The 16,836-nt window shown below is 62.4% G+C and carries 16 protein-coding genes; 14 read left to right on the plus strand and 2 right to left on the minus strand.

Translation table 11 applies throughout. The features are described 5' to 3' along the window. Positions 1–19 precede the first annotated feature (19 nt). From GH665_RS04305 to cysM, 12 genes are all read left to right on the plus strand, one after another. Positions 20–970: a prephenate dehydrogenase gene (locus tag GH665_RS04305; protein ID WP_153134815.1), complete on the plus strand. Its 951-nt coding sequence runs from the start codon at positions 20–22 to the stop codon at positions 968–970. 18 nt (positions 971–988) lie between these two features. Beyond that, positions 989–2,293, plus strand: coding sequence for a 3-phosphoshikimate 1-carboxyvinyltransferase (gene aroA, locus GH665_RS04310; RefSeq protein WP_030101252.1), 1,305 nt, complete (start codon positions 989–991; stop codon positions 2,291–2,293). A gap of 35 nt (positions 2,294–2,328) precedes the next feature. Then, positions 2,329–3,015 (plus strand): (d)CMP kinase, encoded by a 687-nt coding sequence (cmk, locus tag GH665_RS04315; protein WP_153134816.1) that lies wholly within the window; start codon positions 2,329–2,331, stop codon positions 3,013–3,015. Positions 3,016–3,178: 163 nt separating this feature from the next. Then, positions 3,179–4,912 carry a 30S ribosomal protein S1 gene (rpsA, locus tag GH665_RS04320; RefSeq protein ID WP_153134817.1) on the plus strand — a complete coding sequence of 578 codons (1,734 nt, stop codon included), beginning with the start codon at positions 3,179–3,181 and terminating at the stop codon, positions 4,910–4,912. 110 nt (positions 4,913–5,022) lie between these two features. After that, positions 5,023–5,349 carry an integration host factor subunit beta gene (locus GH665_RS04325; protein ID WP_028200079.1) on the plus strand — a complete coding sequence of 109 codons (327 nt, stop codon included), beginning with the start codon at positions 5,023–5,025 and terminating at the stop codon, positions 5,347–5,349. Between the two features lie 256 nt (positions 5,350–5,605). Continuing rightward, complete coding sequence (locus tag GH665_RS04330) at positions 5,606–5,899, plus strand: LapA family protein (protein ID WP_074282569.1); 294 nt, start codon at positions 5,606–5,608, stop codon at positions 5,897–5,899. Positions 5,900–5,968: 69 nt separating this feature from the next. After that, positions 5,969–7,144: a lipopolysaccharide assembly protein LapB gene (lapB, locus tag GH665_RS04335; RefSeq protein ID WP_153134818.1), complete on the plus strand. Its 1,176-nt coding sequence runs from the start codon at positions 5,969–5,971 to the stop codon at positions 7,142–7,144. Between the two features lie 148 nt (positions 7,145–7,292). Beyond that, complete coding sequence (locus GH665_RS04340; RefSeq protein ID WP_153134819.1) at positions 7,293–8,708, plus strand: UDP-glucose dehydrogenase family protein; 1,416 nt, start codon at positions 7,293–7,295, stop codon at positions 8,706–8,708. Next, positions 8,662–9,669: a D-glycero-beta-D-manno-heptose-7-phosphate kinase gene (rfaE1, locus tag GH665_RS04345; RefSeq protein ID WP_153134820.1), complete on the plus strand. Its 1,008-nt coding sequence runs from the start codon at positions 8,662–8,664 to the stop codon at positions 9,667–9,669. The genes GH665_RS04340 and rfaE1 overlap by 47 nt, the downstream gene beginning before the upstream one ends. 98 nt (positions 9,670–9,767) lie before the next feature. Next, the gene (gene rfaD, locus GH665_RS04350; RefSeq protein WP_153134821.1) at positions 9,768–10,760 is read left to right on the plus strand and encodes an ADP-glyceromanno-heptose 6-epimerase; all 993 of its coding nucleotides are present in this window, start codon (positions 9,768–9,770) and stop codon (positions 10,758–10,760) included. 76 nt (positions 10,761–10,836) lie between these two features. Beyond that, entirely contained in the window at positions 10,837–11,238 is a 402-nt protein-coding gene (locus tag GH665_RS04355; RefSeq protein ID WP_153134822.1) for a ComEA family DNA-binding protein, read from the plus strand. A gap of 293 nt (positions 11,239–11,531) precedes the next feature. Next, positions 11,532–12,434: a cysteine synthase CysM gene (cysM, locus tag GH665_RS04360; protein ID WP_028200072.1), complete on the plus strand. Its 903-nt coding sequence runs from the start codon at positions 11,532–11,534 to the stop codon at positions 12,432–12,434. Positions 12,435–12,580: 146 nt separating this feature from the next. On the opposite strand, the gene mltB is transcribed toward cysM, so the two are convergent. Beyond that, the gene (mltB, locus tag GH665_RS04365) at positions 12,581–13,732 is read right to left on the minus strand and encodes a lytic murein transglycosylase B (RefSeq protein WP_246216268.1); all 1,152 of its coding nucleotides are present in this window, start codon (positions 13,730–13,732) and stop codon (positions 12,581–12,583) included. A gap of 281 nt (positions 13,733–14,013) precedes the next feature. Here mltB and GH665_RS04370 point away from each other — a divergent pair, with 281 nt between their 5' ends. After that, a complete protein-coding gene (locus GH665_RS04370; RefSeq protein WP_153134824.1) occupies positions 14,014–14,937 on the plus strand; it encodes a histone deacetylase family protein in 924 nt (307 codons plus the stop codon). A gap of 63 nt (positions 14,938–15,000) precedes the next feature. Beyond that, complete coding sequence (locus GH665_RS04375; protein ID WP_153134825.1) at positions 15,001–15,804, plus strand: enoyl-CoA hydratase; 804 nt, start codon at positions 15,001–15,003, stop codon at positions 15,802–15,804. A 78-nt stretch (positions 15,805–15,882) separates the two neighbouring features. On the opposite strand, the gene GH665_RS04380 is transcribed toward GH665_RS04375, so the two are convergent. After that, positions 15,883–16,785 (minus strand): alpha/beta hydrolase, encoded by a 903-nt coding sequence (locus tag GH665_RS04380; protein ID WP_153134826.1) that lies wholly within the window; start codon positions 16,783–16,785, stop codon positions 15,883–15,885. Positions 16,786–16,836 lie beyond the last annotated feature (51 nt).

The following is a 16,836-nucleotide window of genomic DNA, read 5'->3' on the forward strand; positions in this document are numbered from 1 at the left end:
CGGAAGGTGCGCTTTTTCTGTGACCGACGTGGCCGCGTTTTCTTTTAACAAGTTGGTGATTTTCGGTGTCGGCCTGATCGGCGGATCGCTCTCGCGCGCGCTGCGTGAGCGGGGTGAGCAGAGTGAGGCGACGGGCGCGCGCACCGTGATCGGCGTCGGGCGTTCGTCCGCGTCGACGGCGCGCGCGTTGGAATTGGGCCTGATCGATCAATCGGCGGCGTTGGCCGACGATGCTGCGTTGCGTGCCGCGCTCTCCGGCGCGGATATCGTGCTGCTTGCCGCGCCCGTTGCGCAGACACAAGCGCTGCTCGAGCGCATTGTGCCGTTTCTCGACGCAGGCACGATTGTCACCGATGCCGGCAGCACCAAATCCGACGTGGTTGCATCCGCACGCGCGGCGCTCGGCGTGCGCATCGGCCAGTTCGTGCCGGGGCATCCGATTGCCGGCCGTGAAGCGAGCGGCCCGGATGCCGCGTTGCCTGATCTGTACGTGAATCGCAATGTCGTGCTGTGCCCGCTGCCGGAGAACCCGCCGGAAGCGGTCGAGCGCGTTGCCGCGATGTGGCGCGCAACCGGCGCCTGCGTGCGGGACATGACGCCTGAACAGCATGACCGGGTGCTCGCATCGGTCAGCCATCTGCCGCACGTTTTGTCTTTCGCGCTGGTCGAGCAGATTCTCAATTCGCCCGACGCTGCGCTGAAATTCTCGTTCGCTGCCGGCGGTTTCCGCGACTTCACGCGCATCGCCGCGTCGAGCCCGGAAATGTGGCGCGACGTGTGCGTGGCGAACCGCGCCGCGTTGCTCGACGAACTCGATGCGTACACGGCGGTGCTCGCACGCCTGCGCGCGGCGATCGAAGCCGCCGATGGCGCCGCACTCGAAGCCGTGTTCACGCGTTCGCGAGTCGCGCGCAGCGAATGGCAGGAGCAGCGCACCGCCGGGGCAGCCCTCGGCGACGCTTCGAAATAACCGGAACTGGACTCAATCATGGAATTCCTCGATCTCGGACCATTCTCTCGTGCGTCCGGCACGGTTCGTTTGCCCGGCTCGAAAAGCATTTCGAATCGTGTGCTGCTGCTCGCGGCGCTCGCCGAAGGCGAAACGACGATCACGAATCTGCTCGACTCCGACGACACCCGCGTGATGCTCGACGCGCTTGAAAAGCTCGGCGTGCGTCTGAAGCGCGAGGGCGACACTTGTGTCGTGACCGGTACGCGTGGCGCGTTTACAGCACGCACCGCCGATCTGTTCCTCGGCAATGCCGGCACGGCGGTGCGTCCGCTGACCGCGGCGCTCGCGGTGAACGGCGGCGATTATCGTATTCACGGCGTGCCGCGCATGCACGAACGGCCGATCGGCGATCTGGTCGACGGCTTGCGCCAGCTTGGCGCGAAAGTCGACTATGAAGAGAACGAAGGTTATCCGCCGCTGCGGATTCGCCCGGCGCAAATCACGGCCGACGCGCCGATCCGCGTGCGTGGCGACGTGTCGAGCCAGTTCCTGACTTCACTGCTGATGACCTTGCCGCTGCTGCGCACGGAAAGCGGCGTAACCGTCGTGCAGGTGGACGGCGAGCTGATCTCGAAGCCGTACATCGAGATCACGATCAAGCTGATGGAGCGTTTCGGCATCAAGGTCGAGCGCCATGAATGGCATCGCTTCGTCGTGCCGGCGGGGCAGCGCTATCAGTCGCCGGGCACCATCATGGTGGAAGGCGATGCATCGTCGGCGTCGTATTTCCTCGCGGCCGGCGCGCTCGGCGGCGGACCGCTACGAGTGGAAGGCGTGGGCCGCTCCAGCATCCAGGGCGACGTCGGCTTTGCCGATGCGCTGATCAAGATGGGCGCGAACCTGCAGATGGGCGACGACTGGATCGAAGTGCGCGGAGTCGGCAACGACAACGGCAAGCTCGATCCGATCGACATGGACTTCAACCTGATTCCCGATGCCGCCATGACGATCGCCGTTGCCGCGCTGTTCGCGGACGGCACGACCACGCTGCGCAATATTGCCAGTTGGCGTGTGAAGGAAACCGACCGGATCGCCGCGATGGCCACCGAGTTGCGCAAGGTCGGCGCGAAAGTGCAGGAGGGTGAGGATTTCCTCGTCGTCACGCCGCCTGAAAAATTGATTCCGAACGCCTCGATCGACACTTACGACGATCACCGCATGGCGATGTGCTTCTCGCTCGTGAGCTTGGGCGGCGTGCCGATCCGGATCAACGACCCGAAGTGCGTCGGCAAGACGTTCCCCGATTATTTCGAGCGCTTCACCGCGCTCGCTCAACCCTGATTCGCTTCTGAATCGACTGACGTGCGACTTTTTCGATGAAACCGATCCGTCCCTTTCACCAAACGCCCGTCATTACGATCGACGGCCCCAGCGCCTCCGGCAAAGGCACCGTGGCTGCGCTGGTCGCCGCGAATCTTGGCTTCCATTTGCTGGATAGCGGCGCGCTGTACCGGCTCGCCGCGTTGGCCAGCATGCGCTACAACATCGTGGCGGATGACGTCGAGGCGCTGGTAAAACTGATCGACGATCTGCATATCACGTTCCGCGAGGGGCTGGCGCAGCTCGACGGTGCCGACGTATCCGCCGACATTCGCGCCGAGGAAGTCGGCAGCCGGGCTTCGTCGATTGCCGTGCACGCCCCCGTAAGAACCGCGCTGGTGGCCCGTCAGCGGGCTTTTCGCAGGGAGCCGGGGCTGGTCGCGGACGGCCGCGACATGGGCACTGTGATCTTTCAGGACGCCGTGCTGAAGGTGTTCATGACCGCCAGCGTCGAAGCCCGTGCGGCGCGCCGGCATAAGCAATTGATCCAAAAAGGATTTTCTGCTAATATAGATGACTTGCTCCGGGATTTGCGTGAGCGCGACGAGCGTGACAGTCAGCGCGCGGCCGCGCCGCTCAAGCCCGCAGCGGATGCAAAGCTGCTTGATACTTCGGCATTGTCGATCGACCAGGCGGTTGAACAGGTGGTGCAGTGGTATGAAGCATTGGTCCCGCATGCTTGATGTCTGAGTGGTATCTGACTGAGTAGCGGGCGCAGTAGAAGTAGGCGTTGTCAGTAGGTGCTCCACGAGTGTCGTGGAGCGTGTTTTAACCCCTTAACCCCGCGTGGCATTCGCACACAGCCGTCATTGCTGATCATCCGGTCAGCCGGGCACCGCGAGAACCATGCAAATTTTGATTTTTATGTCCGACCTGCAAACTTCCAACCCGAATACCGAATCTTTTGCGGCTCTGTTCGAAGAGTCGCTGACCAAGCAAGACATGCGCGCCGGCGAAGTGATCTCCGCCGAAGTCGTGCGTGTTGACCACAACTTCGTGGTCGTCAACGCTGGTCTCAAGTCCGAAGCCTACATCCCGCTCGAAGAGTTCCTGAACGACGCGGGCGAGGTAGAAGTGCAGGCGGGCGACTTCGTTTCCGTCGCGATCGACGCGCTGGAAAACGGCTATGGCGACACGATCCTGTCGCGCGACAAGGCGAAGCGCCTCGCTTCGTGGCTGTCGCTGGAAAAGGCTCTCGACAACAACGAACTCGTGACCGGCACGATCACGGGCAAGGTCAAGGGCGGCATGACCGTCATGGTCAACGGCATCCGCGCGTTCCTGCCGGGTTCGCTGGTTGACACGCGTCCGGTCAAGGACACGACCCCGTACGAAGGCAAGACGCTGGAATTCCGCGTCATCAAGCTCGACCGCAAGCGTAACAACGTCGTGCTGTCGCGCCGTGCCGTGATCGAAGCTACCCAGGGCGAAGAGCGCGCAAAGCTGCTCGAAACGCTGAAGGAAGGCGCGATCGTGGAAGGCGTGGTGAAGAACATCACCGATTACGGCGCGTTCGTGGACCTCGGCGGTATCGACGGCCTGCTGCACATCACCGACATCGCATGGCGCCGTGTGCGTCACCCGAGCGAAGTTCTGTCGGTTGGCCAGGAAGTCACCGCGAAGATCCTCAAGTTCGACCAAGAGAAGAACCGCGTTTCGCTGGGTATCAAGCAACTGGGCGACGATCCGTGGGAAGGCATTTCCCGCCGTTACCCGTCGGGCACGCGCCTGTTCGGTAAGGTCACCAACATCACCGACTACGGCGCATTCGTCGAAGTCGAATCGGGCATCGAAGGCCTGGTTCACGTGTCGGAAATGGACTGGACGAACAAGAACGTTGCACCGTCGAAGGTTGTGCAGCTGGGCGACGAAGTCGAAGTCATGGTTCTGGAAATCGACGAAGACCGCCGCCGTATCAGCCTCGGCATGAAGCAATGCAAGCCGAACCCGTGGGACGACTTCAGCCGCAACTTCAAGAAGGGCGACAAGCTGCAAGGCGCAATCAAGTCGATCACCGACTTCGGCGTCTTCATCGGTCTGCCGGGCGGCATCGACGGTCTGGTTCACCTGTCGGATCTGTCGTGGTCGGAAACGGGCGAAGAAGCAGTTCGCAAGTACAAGAAGGGCGACGAAGTGGAAGCGATTGTTCTCGGCATCGACGTCGAGAAGGAACGCATTTCGCTGGGTATCAAGCAGCTCGAAGGCGACCCGTTCAGCAACTTCGTTGCAATGAACGACAAGGGTTCGATCGTCGACGGCGTGGTCAAGACGGTAGATGCGAAGGGTGCAGTGGTTCAGCTGTCGGCGGAAGTCGAAGGCTATCTGCGCGCTTCGGAACTGTCGCAAGACCGCGTGGAAGATGCTCGCAACGTGCTGAAGGAAGGCGACAAGGTCAACGCGATGATCATCAACATCGATCGCAAGTCGCGTGGCATCAACCTGTCGATCAAGGCCAAGGATTCGGCTGAGCAACAGGAAGCGATCCGCGGCCTGGCTTCGTCGGATTCGAGCTCGGCTGCTACCGGCACGACGAACCTCGGCGCGCTGCTGAAGGCCAAGCTCGACGGTCAGAACCAGTAATTGAGGAACGCCCCCAACCTGGCGCTTTGCGCCAGGTCCTCCGAGGGGACTTCCTTCGGGGCGAAAAACATGGGGGCGACCCGGCGTTTTCTTGAGAGGTCTGCTGCAGTATGACCAAATCGGAATTGGTCGCCCAGCTGGCTACGCGATTTCCGCAACTTGTACTTAAAGATGCGGATTTTGCGGTGAAGACGATGCTTGATGCGATGTCGGAGGCGCTTGCCAACGGTCATCGGATTGAAATTCGCGGCTTCGGCAGCTTCGGCCTTAATCGTCGTCCGTCCCGCGTCGGGCGTAATCCGAAGTCAGGCGAGAAGGTGCTGGTACCTGAGAAGTATGTACCGCACTTCAAGCCGGGCAAGGAATTGCGCGAGCGGGTAGACCGACGTTCGGGCGAGCCGTTGAAGGCCGATGAGCCGGATGACGACGACCTGTAAATGCTTCGCTGTGCGGTTCGCAGCATGGCATTGGTAGCGTCAGCGGCCAAAGCCAGACGGCAAAAGACCAGAAAAAGCGCCTTCGGGCGCTTTTTTTTCGTCTGTAATTTCCCCCGCGTCGGTCCTCTGTTAGCCAGTTCCTGCCCAGCCGCGAGGGCATCCATTACAATACGGGTCACTTCGGCGCGGGCAACACCGTGGCGCGACGCGTCATCAAGCCGGCGTCACCCCGCAACTGCCGTCAAGAGACCTATTCATGAAATTTATCGTCTGGCTGATCCGTGTGCTGGTGTTCGTGCTCCTGCTGGTGCTCGCGCTCTCCAATACGCAACCTGCTACGCTGAATTTCCTCGCCGGCTACGCGTGGTCGGCGCCTTTGATCCTGATCGGCCTCGCGTTCTTCGTGGTGGGGCTGCTGGCCGGACTGGTGTCGTCGATGCCGGCGATGGTGCGCCTGCGCATGGAGAATGGCCGGCTCAAGCGCGAGTTGCGTGTGGCGCGCGAAGCCCCGGTCGTGGTCGAACAACCGCCCATGCCGCCGCTGATCTAAGTTGTCTTCTGCCGCGCCTTTCAAGCGCGGCTTTCCGTTTCCGCTGTCCCGCACATTTGCCTTAATCGCATGGATCTAGACTTCTGGTGGCTGCTTGTCATACCCGTCGCTTTTGCGTTCGGCTGGATGGCCGCACGCTACGACCTCAAGACGCTGCTGTCTGAAAGCGCCAACCTGCCGCGTTCGTACTTCCGTGGCCTGAATTTCCTGCTCAATGAGCAGCCCGACCAGGCCATCGACGCGTTTATCGAAGTCGTCAAACTCGACCCGGAAACGATCGAGTTGCACTTCGCGCTGGGTAATCTGTTCCGCCGCCGCGGTGAGACGGACCGCGCGATTCGCGTGCACCAGAACCTGCTGAGCCGTACCGATCTGCCCGTCACCGAGCGCGATCACGCGCTGTACGAGCTGGGCCAGGACTTTCTGAAGGCCGGGTTGCTCGATCGCGCCGAAGAGACTTTCCGCACGCTCGAAACCGGCAGCTACGCGCTGGGTGCGCAGCGTGCGCTGCTCACCATCTACCAGATCGAGAAAGACTGGGTTAAGTCGATCGACACCGCGCGTCACCTGGAAACCATGGGTGCCGAGTCGCTCGACAAGGAAATCGCGCAGTTCCATTGCGAGCTCGCCCAGGAAGCACTGCAGCAGAAAAATGCCGACGAGGCACGCCGCCAGCTAGGTTTTGCGTTAAAAGCGAACCCGACCAACGTACGCGCCACGATCCTGTTCGGCGACGTCGATGCGTCGGCCGGTTCGCAAGAGGCGGCGATCGTCCAGTGGCGGCGCGTCGAGGACCAGAACTCCGCCTATCTGCCGCTCGTCGCGGAGAAACTGATGAAGGCCTATGAGGCGCTCGGCCGTCCGCAAGATGGTGCCGATCTGCTTACCACATGGGTTGACCGCTATCCGTCGAACGATCTGCTCGACGTGACCTATCCGCATATCGCGGCGATACGCGGCGCTGACGCCGCACATGCGCTGGCGCGCTCGCAGATGCAGAAGTCGCCGAATCTGGCGGGCATGACGCGTCTTCTGGAAGCTCAGGAAGCCGTCGCGGAAGAGCCGCGGCGCAGCGAGCTCGAATTGATGCGTACGCTAATTCGGCAACGCACCAAAAATCTGCCACGGTATACGTGCCAGAATTGTGGTTTCAGGGCGCGACTGTTCTACTGGCAGTGCCCGGGTTGCAGCGGTTGGGAAACCTATGCGCCGCGTCGCGTCGAACCGATCACGGCGTCGAATTGACGCGGACGCAGTCGCGGATGCAATTGCGAATGCATCCGTATAGCCGCGCCGCAACGACGGCGGCCCGTCGGGCGGATTAGGCCGACGGGATCATGACGGCCTTGTTTACTACGAGAAACCCTCACCGGAACCCTCCACCGGAAAGCGTATGAAAATCACCATTATCGGCACGGGCTATGTTGGCCTCGTCACTGGCGCGTGCCTCGCCGAAATCGGCCATGACGTCTTCTGTCTCGACGTCGATCCGCGCAAGATCGAAATCCTCAACAACGGCGGCGTGCCGATTCACGAGCCGGGTTTGCTGGAGATCATTGCCCGCACGCGCGCGGCGCGCCGCATCACGTTTTCGACGGATATCGAAGCGAGCGTGGCGCACGGCGAGGTGCAATTCATCGCCGTCGGCACACCGCCCGATGAAGACGGTTCGGCCGACCTGCAATACGTGCTCGAAGCGGCGCGCAACATTGGCCGTACGATGAACGGCTTCAAGGTGATCGTCGACAAATCGACGGTGCCGGTCGGCACCGCGCAACGTGTGCGCGCGGTGGTCGAAGAGGAACTGGCTAAACGCGGGCTCGCCAATAGCGCGCAGCACCGCTTTTCGGTGGTGTCGAACCCTGAATTTCTGAAGGAAGGCGCGGCCGTCGACGACTTCATGCGTCCCGATCGCATCGTACTCGGCAGCGACGAAGACGAAGCCGGCCTGCGCGCGCGCGAACTGATGAAGCGTTTGTACGCGCCGTTCAACCGCAATCACGAACGCACGCTGTACATGGACGTGCGCTCGGCTGAATTCACGAAGTACGCAGCCAATGCGATGCTCGCCACGCGCATCTCGTTCATGAACGAGATGTCGAATCTGGCGGATCGGGTCGGCGCGGATATCGAAGCGGTGCGTCGCGGTATCGGCTCGGACCCGCGCATCGGTTACCACTTTCTGTATGCCGGTTGCGGCTACGGTGGCTCATGCTTCCCGAAGGACGTGCAGGCGCTGATCCGCACCGCCGCCGAAACCGGCCACAATCTGCGCATCCTCGAAGCGGTCGAGGAAGTGAATTACAAGCAGAAGGACGTGCTGGTGCGCAAGATCACGGGCAAGCTCGGTGAAGACCTGAGCGGCCGCACGTTCGCCGTGTGGGGCCTCGCGTTCAAACCGAATACCGACGACATGCGCGAGGCGCCGAGCCGCCGCGTGATCGCTGAACTGCTGGCGCGTGGCGCGCAGGTTCGCGCCTACGATCCGGTGGCGGTGGCCGAAGCACGCCGCGTGTTCGCGCTCGATTTGCACGACGCACCGGATCAACTCGCGCGTCTGCATTTCACCAGCACCCAGGACGAAACGCTCACCGGCGCCGACGCGCTGGTGGTCGTCACCGAATGGAAGGAATTCAAGAGCCCGGATTTCTTGCATCTGAAATCAGTGCTGAAGTCGCCACTGATTTTCGACGGCCGCAATCTGTACGAGCCGGACGCAATGACCGAACTCGGCATCGACTATCACTCGATCGGACGACCTTATGCCCAGCCCTCTGAACTTCCGGCCGGTGTCTCCAGCGATGCCTGAGGCTGCTCACTCCGCACCCACAGCGGCACTGACCGTGGTGCCGCGCGAACGCCTCGGGGCGGCGCGCGTGCTGGTAGTCGGCGACGTCATGCTCGATCGCTACTGGTTCGGCGACGTGAACCGTATCTCGCCGGAAGCGCCGGTGCCGGTCGTGCATGTGCAGCGCCAGGAAGATCGGCTCGGCGGCGCGGCGAACGTGGCGCGCAATGCGGTTGCGCTCGGCGCGCAAGCGGGGTTGCTGTGCGTGGTCGGCCACGACGAGCCCGGCGAGCGCATCGTGCAATTACTCGACGAAAGTGGCGTGGTGCCGCATCTGGAACGCGATCCGGATTTGCTCACCACCATCAAACTGCGCGTGCTGTCGCGTCAGCAGCAGTTGCTGCGCGTCGACTTTGAAAACTCGCCGGCGCACGAAGTGCTGCTCGCGGGCCTCGCGCGTTTCGACGACCTGCTGCCGTCGCACGATGTGATCCTGATGTCCGATTACGCGAAGGGTGGTCTCACGCACGTCACGCAGATGATCGCGAAGGCGCACGCGGCGGACAAACCGGTGCTGGTCGATCCGAAGGGCGACGACTGGGAGCGCTATCGCGGCGCCACGCTGATCACGCCGAATCGCGCCGAGTTGCGCGAGGTGGTCGGCCAATGGAAATCCGAAGAAGATCTGATCGCGCGTGTGACTAAACTCCGCACCGATCTCGAGTTCAAGGCCTTGCTGCTGACGCGCTCGGAAGAGGGCATGACGCTCTTCTCCGACGACGGCATCCTGCATGCTTCGGCCGTTGCACGTGAAGTGTATGATGTATCGGGCGCGGGCGACACCGTGATCGCCACGCTCGCCGCCATGCTTGGCGCGGGTTTGACGCTGGTCGAGGCGGTCGGACTCGCGAATCGCGCAGCCGGCATCGTGGTCGGCAAACTCGGCACCGCCACTGTCAACTACGACGAACTCTTTCATTGATGCGGCCCGCGGGAATCCCGGCTTTGCGCGCTTCGGTTTCAGCGGCGCAAAAGAGGAACCCGCGAGGCGTCAACTGAACACATTACCGCAGGATCATCATGACCCTCATCGTCACCGGCGCGGCCGGCTTTATCGGCAGCAATCTCGTGAAGGCGCTCAACGAGCGCGGTGAACAACGCATCATTGCGGTGGATAACCTCACGCGCGCGGACAAGTTCAAGAATCTGGTCGACTGCGAGGTCGACGATTATCTCGACAAGACCGAATTCGTCGAACGCTTCAAGCGCGGCGACTTCGGCAAGGTGCGCGCGATTTTCCACGAAGGCGCCTGCTCGGACACGATGGAAACCGACGGCCGCTACATGATGGACAACAACTTCCGCTATAGCCGTGAAGTGCTCGACGTCTGTCTCGCGCAGAACATCCAGTTTCTGTATGCATCCTCGGCGGCAACGTATGGCGGTTCGAGCCGGTTTGTCGAAGAGCGCGAAGTCGAGCAGCCGCTGAACGTGTACGGCTATTCGAAATTCCTGTTCGACCAGGTGATTCGCCGCGTGCTGCCCACAGCGAAAAGTCAGATTGCCGGCTTCCGTTACTTCAACGTGTATGGGCCGCGCGAGACCCACAAGGCGCGCATGGCATCGGTGGCGTTTCACAACTTCAACCAGTTTCGCGCGGAAGGCAAAGTCAAGCTGTTCGGCGAATACAACGGCTATGCCGCCGGCGAACAGACGCGCGATTTCGTCTCCGTCGAAGACGTGGTCAAGGTGAACCTGTTCTTCTTCGACAATCCGGACAAGTCGGGCATCTTCAACCTGGGCAGCGGCCGTGCGCAGCCGTTCAACGACATCGCGAGCACGGTGGTCAACACGCTGCGTGCGTTGAATAACGAGCCGCCGTTGTCGCTCGCGGATCAGGTGCAGCGCGGACTGATCGAGTACATTCCGTTCCCCGATGCATTGCGCGGCAAGTACCAGTGCTTCACGCAAGCCGACTTGACGAAGCTGCGTGCCACCGGCTACGACGCGCCGTTCCTGAGCGTGCAGGAAGGTGTCGATCGGTACGTACGTTGGCTATTCGGCCAGGTGTAAATCTTTCGGATACCTCTTTAAACTGGAATCTCCCGGTTGGTGATGTCGCCAACCGGTTGTACGAGGGAGATTCCATATGTTTCGAAAAATTCTGGTTACCGCGGCCATGCTCGCCGCTTTCGGCCACGCGTATGCGGCGGTCGACGTCAACACGGCTAACGAGGATGCGCTGCGCGGCATCAAGGGCATCGGTCCTGCCAAAGCGAAAGCCATTCTCGAAGAGCGTTCAGCGCATGGTCCATTCAAGGACCCGGTCGATCTCGGCAAGCGCGTCAAAGGCATGGGCGGGCATACCGTCGAGCGCCTGCAGGCGGAGGGTCTCGCTGTCGGTCCGGCTGGCGCGGCTGCTAACACGCAGGCTGCGGCGTCTGCACAGAGCAAAGGCGTGCCCGCTTCGGGTAACGGTGCCAACCCGGCCAACTCGACTAGCGCGGCCGCTACTCAAAAGAGCAACGCCACTGTGGCGGTGAAGAAATAGCCTGACGCGGGCCGGGCGCGCGAGGCGGGTCACCTCTGCGCGGCCGGTCCCGCATCTCGTCAGTTACCGTCGTTCCCCTTCATGGTCGGAGTGGGTAAGAACACTCCTTCAGCTGTCATGCAGATGACTGGCTCCCGCGGTCCTCAGCCGCGGGTTTTTTGCGTTCGGGCGGGGGCTCGCTCGCAACGCCTGCATCCATACGCTCAGAAGGGCCGCGCGGCGACCGTGCGAATGGTGGTTTAGAATCGATAGATTAGAGACCCCGCGCATCTATCGAGAGCACCAGAACCGATATGGCTTACAAAACGATTGAAGACACGATCGGCAATACGCCGCTCGTGCAACTCGTCCGGCTGACTGACGACGAGATCCGCAGCCGCAATAACGTGATCCTTGCAAAGCTCGAGGGCAACAACCCCGCGGGGTCGGTGAAGGACCGTCCGGCGCTGTCGATGATCAAGAAGGCGGAAGCGCGTGGGCGCATCAAGCCGGGCGACACGCTGATCGAATCGACCAGCGGCAACACCGGCATCGCATTGGCCATGGCGGCGGCAATCCGCGGCTACAAGATGGTGCTGATCATGCCGGAAGATCTGTCGGTGGAGCGCCGTCAGAGCATGGCTGCTTATGGCGCGCAGATCGTACTGACGCCGGTCACGGGCGGCATGGAATACGCGCGCGATCTGGCCGAACAGATGCAGCGCGAAGGCAAGGGCATCATCCTCGACCAGTTCGCGAACCCGGACAATCCGGCCGCGCATGTCGAAGGCACGGGTCCGGAAATCTGGCGCGATACCGAAGGGCGAATTACGCACTTCGTCTCGTCGATGGGCACGACCGGCACGATCATGGGCGTGTCCACCTACCTGAAGGAACAGAATCCGGCGATCGAGATCATCGGCGCACAGCCTGAAGAGGGTTCGCGCATTCCGGGCATCCGCAAATGGCCGGAAGCCTATTTGCCGAAGATTTTCGATCGTAGCCGCGTGGACCGCGTCGAGAATGTGAGTCAGGCCGCAGCCGAAGCGATGGCGCGGCGCATGGCTTCGGTCGAAGGGATCTTCGCCGGCATCTCGTCGGGCGGGGCCTGTGAGGTGGCGCTGCGCATCGCGCGCCAGGTCGAGAACGCGACGATCGTGTTTATCGTCTGCGATCGGGGCGACCGGTATCTGTCGACGGGTGTGTTCCCGGCTTGATTGCGCCTGGGCGCATTCAGCGATCCTCGAACTGAGATGGCCAAAAAAAAGCGCCGGTTTAACCGGCGCTTTTTTTGTGTCGCTTGCTATCTGTTTGTAATGTGGACCGGACCTGACGGGCCAGTGACTGGCAAGCGTCGCTCAGCTTACTGCGAAGCCGCGCCAGGCGCCGCCGCATTACCGCTGCTGGCGTTGTTCGCAGCGTCGCTCGCTTCCATCTGCGCCTTGACTCGCTGACCCAGTTGATAAACCGCGAGTGCGTAAAAGAAACTGCGGTTATAGCGTGTCAGCACGTAGAAGTTCTTCAGGCCCAGCATGTACTCGGTGCCACGCCCCGGCGACGGCAGATCCACCACGGTCACCGGCGTGCCGGCTTCCGCCGCGACATCGACGCCTGGCTCGTTCAGCAGCAATCCGGCACGCAGCAACTGGTCCAGCGGCCAATGCGGCTCTGGCTTGCCGTCGGCGGCCGCTTGCGCCACACCCAGGCTGCCGGCATCCGAGCCAATCTTCCACACGACCGGCCGGCCGTTTTCCCAGCCGTTCTGGCGCAGATAATTCGCCACGCTGCCGATCGCATCCGCCTGGCTCGTGCGCAGGTCGATCTGTTTGTTGCCGTCGTAGTTCACCGCGTATTCCACGATGCTGCTCGGCAGGAACTGCGGAATCCCGATTGCGCCGGTATAGGAACCGAGCACGGTGGTCGGATCGATTTGCGAATCGCGCGTCCACACCAGGTAGTCTTCGAGATTCTTGCGGAAGGTCGCCTGGCGATCCGCGCGATTGGCGGTATTCGGATAGTCGAACGTGAGCGTGGTCAGAGCATCGAGCACACGGAAGTTGCCCATGAAGCGCCCGTAGATCGTCTCCACGCCAATGATGCCGACGATCACTTCCGGCGGCACGCCGAACTCTTCATAGGCGCGCTGCAGCGTGGCCTGGTTGGCGCGCCAGAAGCGCACGCCGGCGTTGATGCGTACCGGGTCGAGAAAGCGCGACTGATACACGCGCCAGTTCTTGATCGACGGCGAGGGCGACGGCGTGACGAGTTTGACCGCCGTGGCCGAATAGCTCACGCGCGCGAAAAGGGCGTGCAGGCCGGCTTCGTCGAAGTCATAGCGCGCTGCCATGTCGCTGATGAACGCGTCCACATTGGCGTTGTTCGCGTAGCGCTGCGGAATAATCTCTTCTTCGAAGGTTTGCCCTTGCGGCACGGCCGGTTGCGGCTGGCTTTGCGCCACCAGCAGCGGTTTCTTCGTAACGCTTTGCGCGATCGCCGGACTGGTTGCCATGAACATGCACGATGCGATAGACAGTGCGGCGGCCGCGGTCTTCGTGCGTAGCCGGTTTCGTGCGGACAGAGCAAGCTTGACGGTCATAGTGAGCTGAGGGCGCAGTGCAAAAGAGACAGGGGAAAACGGATCGGGGCAGTATACCCGACGCCTCCCGCAAAACTGTGCCCAGCGCGTCACAGTCGCATCGTGTGGTAACTTGGCAAATGTTGGTGCGCCTGGTGTGCGCGCCCTGGACGGAGACACGCCGCGCGCGCTTTGAGAGCGCCGCGCCGCATACGAGAATCATGGCAACAGGCTTTTATTCCCACGCCGATTGTTTGCTGCACGATATGGGGCAGTGGCATCCCGAATGCCCGGCCCGGCTGCAGGCAATCGAAGACCAATTGATCGCGAGCCGCATCGACTCGCTGATCGAACGCGAATCGCCGCCGCTCGCCGACGATGCCGCGCTGTTGCGCGTGCATACGCAAGCCCACGTCGACTACATCCGCAGCCGTTCGCCTGCGCAGGGGCTCGCGGAAATCGATCCCGACACGTCGATGAACCCGCACACCTTGCAGGCCGCGTTGCGCGCAGCGGGTGCCGCGGTGGCCGCGACCGACGCCGTTATCGAAGGCCGCTTCGATAACGCGTTCTGCAGCGTGCGCCCGCCTGGCCACCATGCGGAGCCGGCACGCGCAATGGGCTTCTGCTTTTTCAACAACGTGGCGATCGCCGCGCGTCATGCGCTCGAAGTGCACGGCATGCAGCGCGTGGCGATCATCGACTTCGACGTCCATCACGGTAACGGTACCGAAGCGGCCTTTGCGGGCGATTCGCGCGTTCTGATGTGCAGCATCTTCCAGCATCCGTTCTATCCGTTCACCGGCGCCGACAACCAGGCGCCCAACATGTGCAACGTGCCGATGCCGGCGCGCTCGAAAGGCATGGCGGTGCGCGAGGCGGTCGACATGCTGTGGCTGCCTCGCCTGCAAGAATTCAAGCCGGAAATGATCTTCATCTCGGCGGGCTTCGACGCGCATCGCGAAGACGATCTGGGCAACATGGGGCTGGTCGAAGACGACTACGCATGGATCACCGACCAGGTGCGCGAGATCGCAAAGCGCTATGCGGGTGGGCGGATCGTCAGTTGTCTCGAAGGCGGGTACAACCTGTCGGCGCTCGGGCGCAGCGTGGTCGCGCACGTGCGCGCGCTGGCCGGAATCTGAGCTTCCACGCGGCAAGCGTTAGTCGAGTGCCGCGAACCGTACGAGTTCAACGAGGGGCAAGCCATGAATGCCGAAGTGCGCAGCGCTTCTTCACTGGTCGAAATCGAACACGACGCGTACGGCGTGCCAGGCGTTGTCCGTTTGACGATGAACCGGCCTGATGCCTTCAACGCGCTCTCCGAAGCATTGCTCGACGCGTTGCAGTCGGCGCTGACGGCGTTGGCGCAGTCCAATGCGCGGGTGGTGGTGATCGCCGGCGCCGGCCGCGCCTTTTGCGCCGGACACGATCTGAAGGAAATGCGCGCGGCGCCGTCGCTGGCCTACTACCAGGCCTTGTTCGCACGCTGCACGAAACTGATGTTGACGATCCAGCGCCTGCCGCAACCGGTGATCGCGAGGGTGCACGGCATTGCCACGGCGGCCGGATGTCAGCTGGTCGCGATGTGCGATCTGGCCGTTTCCGCCGATACCGCGCGTTTTGCCGTCTCAGGCGTCAACCTGGGGCTCTTTTGTGCGACGCCTGCAGTGCCGCTGTCGCGCAATCTGTCGCGTAAGGCGGCGCTCGAAATGCTGCTCACCGGCGATTTCATCGACGCCGTGCAGGCGCGACAGCAAGGCCTCGTGAACCGCGTCGCGCCGGCCGATGCGCTCGATGCGGAGGTCGCGCGACTCGCGAAGAGCATCTGCGCGAAACCTGTCGAGGCGGTGAGCGCCGGAAAGGGCCTGTTCTATCGCCAGCTCGAAATGGGCATCGAAGCGGCGTATCAGCTGGCTGGACAGACCATGGCCTGCAACATGATGGACGACTCCGCGCTCGAGGGCGTGCAGGCCTTCATCGATAAACGGCCGCCGGACTGGAAGCGTTAGCCGGGCCGTTGCTGGCCGCTGGCCGGGTTCGGTGCCGTTGCTGTAGGCAAACCCGAACATCTACAAGCCGGCCATTGCTCAGGCTCTGTGCAGCCGCTTCTCCATCCAGTCGATCAACGCGCCGATCACCCGATCCCGGTCGAGATCGTTCATTGTCTCGTGATAGCTGCCTTCGTGCATCGTGAGCGTTTTGTCCGGCGAACCGGCGTGCGCGCCGAAATCGCGGCTGCCTTCGGGTTCAGTGAGTTTGTCGGCGGTGCCGTGATACACCAGCAGCGGGACGCGTAGTGCGGCCCGGCCGCGTTCGATGCGCGCCATCGCCAGCAACAACTCCGCGCCCGTACGCGCGGGAATCGCGCCGTGATGAACCAGCGGATCGTTGCGATTGGCGTTCACCACGGGCTCAAGCCGCGAGAGCAAGGCCGCGTCGATTTTCATCGCCGGGAAGGTCGGCCAGATGCCGCTAATCACCTGGCTCACCTTGAGCATCCAGCGCGGCACGTCACGACCCGGTGCGAGCGCGGGGCTCGACAGGATCAGGCCACTGAGCCGGCGCCCGCTCGCCTCGAGCCGTTCGATCGCGTATAGCGCCGCGACCGCGCCGCCCATGCTGTGCCCCATCAGGAACAGCGGGGCGCAACTGGTGGCCGCTTCATCGAGCAAGGCCTGGGCGTCGAGCAGATAGTCGTCGAAACGGTTCACCCATACGCGTTTGCCCGGCGCATGCCCATGTCCGCGCAAATCGATGGCGACGAGTTCAACGCCGGCCGAATTCAGCCGGTCCGCCAGCGCCGCGTAACGCCCTGCGTGCTCCGCCAGTCCATGTACCAGCGCGACCGTGCCGCGCAAGGGCGTTGTCGCGGGCCAGCGATACAGAGGCAGTTCGATGCCGTCGCTCGTCGTGACGGTCGAACGCTGCGCAGCGCCGCCTTTCGGGGCGCCCGCAATGGGACGCGCATTGCCGGGTCGGGTTGTGTCCATGGCTGCCCTTTATCCTGAATGTGTCCTGATTTCGAATCGCCCGATCATAGT

The sequence above is a fragment of the Paraburkholderia agricolaris genome, from assembly GCF_009455635.1.
Classification (GTDB): domain Bacteria; phylum Pseudomonadota; class Gammaproteobacteria; order Burkholderiales; family Burkholderiaceae; genus Paraburkholderia; species Paraburkholderia agricolaris.

Excerpts from the sequence above, each read along its gene's own strand:
- cysM (WP_028200072.1), top strand. The coding sequence starts at position 11,532 with ATGGCTTACAAAACGATTGAAGACACGATCGGCAATACGCCGCTCGTG.
- lapB (WP_153134818.1), top strand. The coding sequence starts at position 5,969 with ATGGATCTAGACTTCTGGTGGCTGCTTGTCATACCCGTCGCTTTTGCG.
- GH665_RS04375 (WP_153134825.1), top strand. The coding sequence starts at position 15,001 with ATGAATGCCGAAGTGCGCAGCGCTTCTTCACTGGTCGAAATCGAACAC.
- aroA (WP_030101252.1), top strand. The coding sequence starts at position 989 with ATGGAATTCCTCGATCTCGGACCATTCTCTCGTGCGTCCGGCACGGTT.
- GH665_RS04355 (WP_153134822.1), top strand. The coding sequence starts at position 10,837 with ATGTTTCGAAAAATTCTGGTTACCGCGGCCATGCTCGCCGCTTTCGGC.
- GH665_RS04370 (WP_153134824.1), top strand. The coding sequence starts at position 14,014 with ATGGCAACAGGCTTTTATTCCCACGCCGATTGTTTGCTGCACGATATG.
- GH665_RS04330 (WP_074282569.1), top strand. The coding sequence starts at position 5,606 with ATGAAATTTATCGTCTGGCTGATCCGTGTGCTGGTGTTCGTGCTCCTG.
- cmk (WP_153134816.1), top strand. The coding sequence starts at position 2,329 with ATGAAACCGATCCGTCCCTTTCACCAAACGCCCGTCATTACGATCGAC.
- GH665_RS04340 (WP_153134819.1), top strand. The coding sequence starts at position 7,293 with ATGAAAATCACCATTATCGGCACGGGCTATGTTGGCCTCGTCACTGGC.
- rpsA (WP_153134817.1), top strand. The coding sequence starts at position 3,179 with ATGCAAATTTTGATTTTTATGTCCGACCTGCAAACTTCCAACCCGAAT.
- mltB (WP_246216268.1), bottom strand. The coding sequence starts at position 13,732 with ATGTTCATGGCAACCAGTCCGGCGATCGCGCAAAGCGTTACGAAGAAA.
- GH665_RS04380 (WP_153134826.1), bottom strand. The coding sequence starts at position 16,785 with ATGGACACAACCCGACCCGGCAATGCGCGTCCCATTGCGGGCGCCCCG.
- rfaD (WP_153134821.1), top strand. The coding sequence starts at position 9,768 with ATGACCCTCATCGTCACCGGCGCGGCCGGCTTTATCGGCAGCAATCTC.
- rfaE1 (WP_153134820.1), top strand. The coding sequence starts at position 8,662 with ATGCCCAGCCCTCTGAACTTCCGGCCGGTGTCTCCAGCGATGCCTGAG.
- GH665_RS04325 (WP_028200079.1), top strand. The coding sequence starts at position 5,023 with ATGACCAAATCGGAATTGGTCGCCCAGCTGGCTACGCGATTTCCGCAA.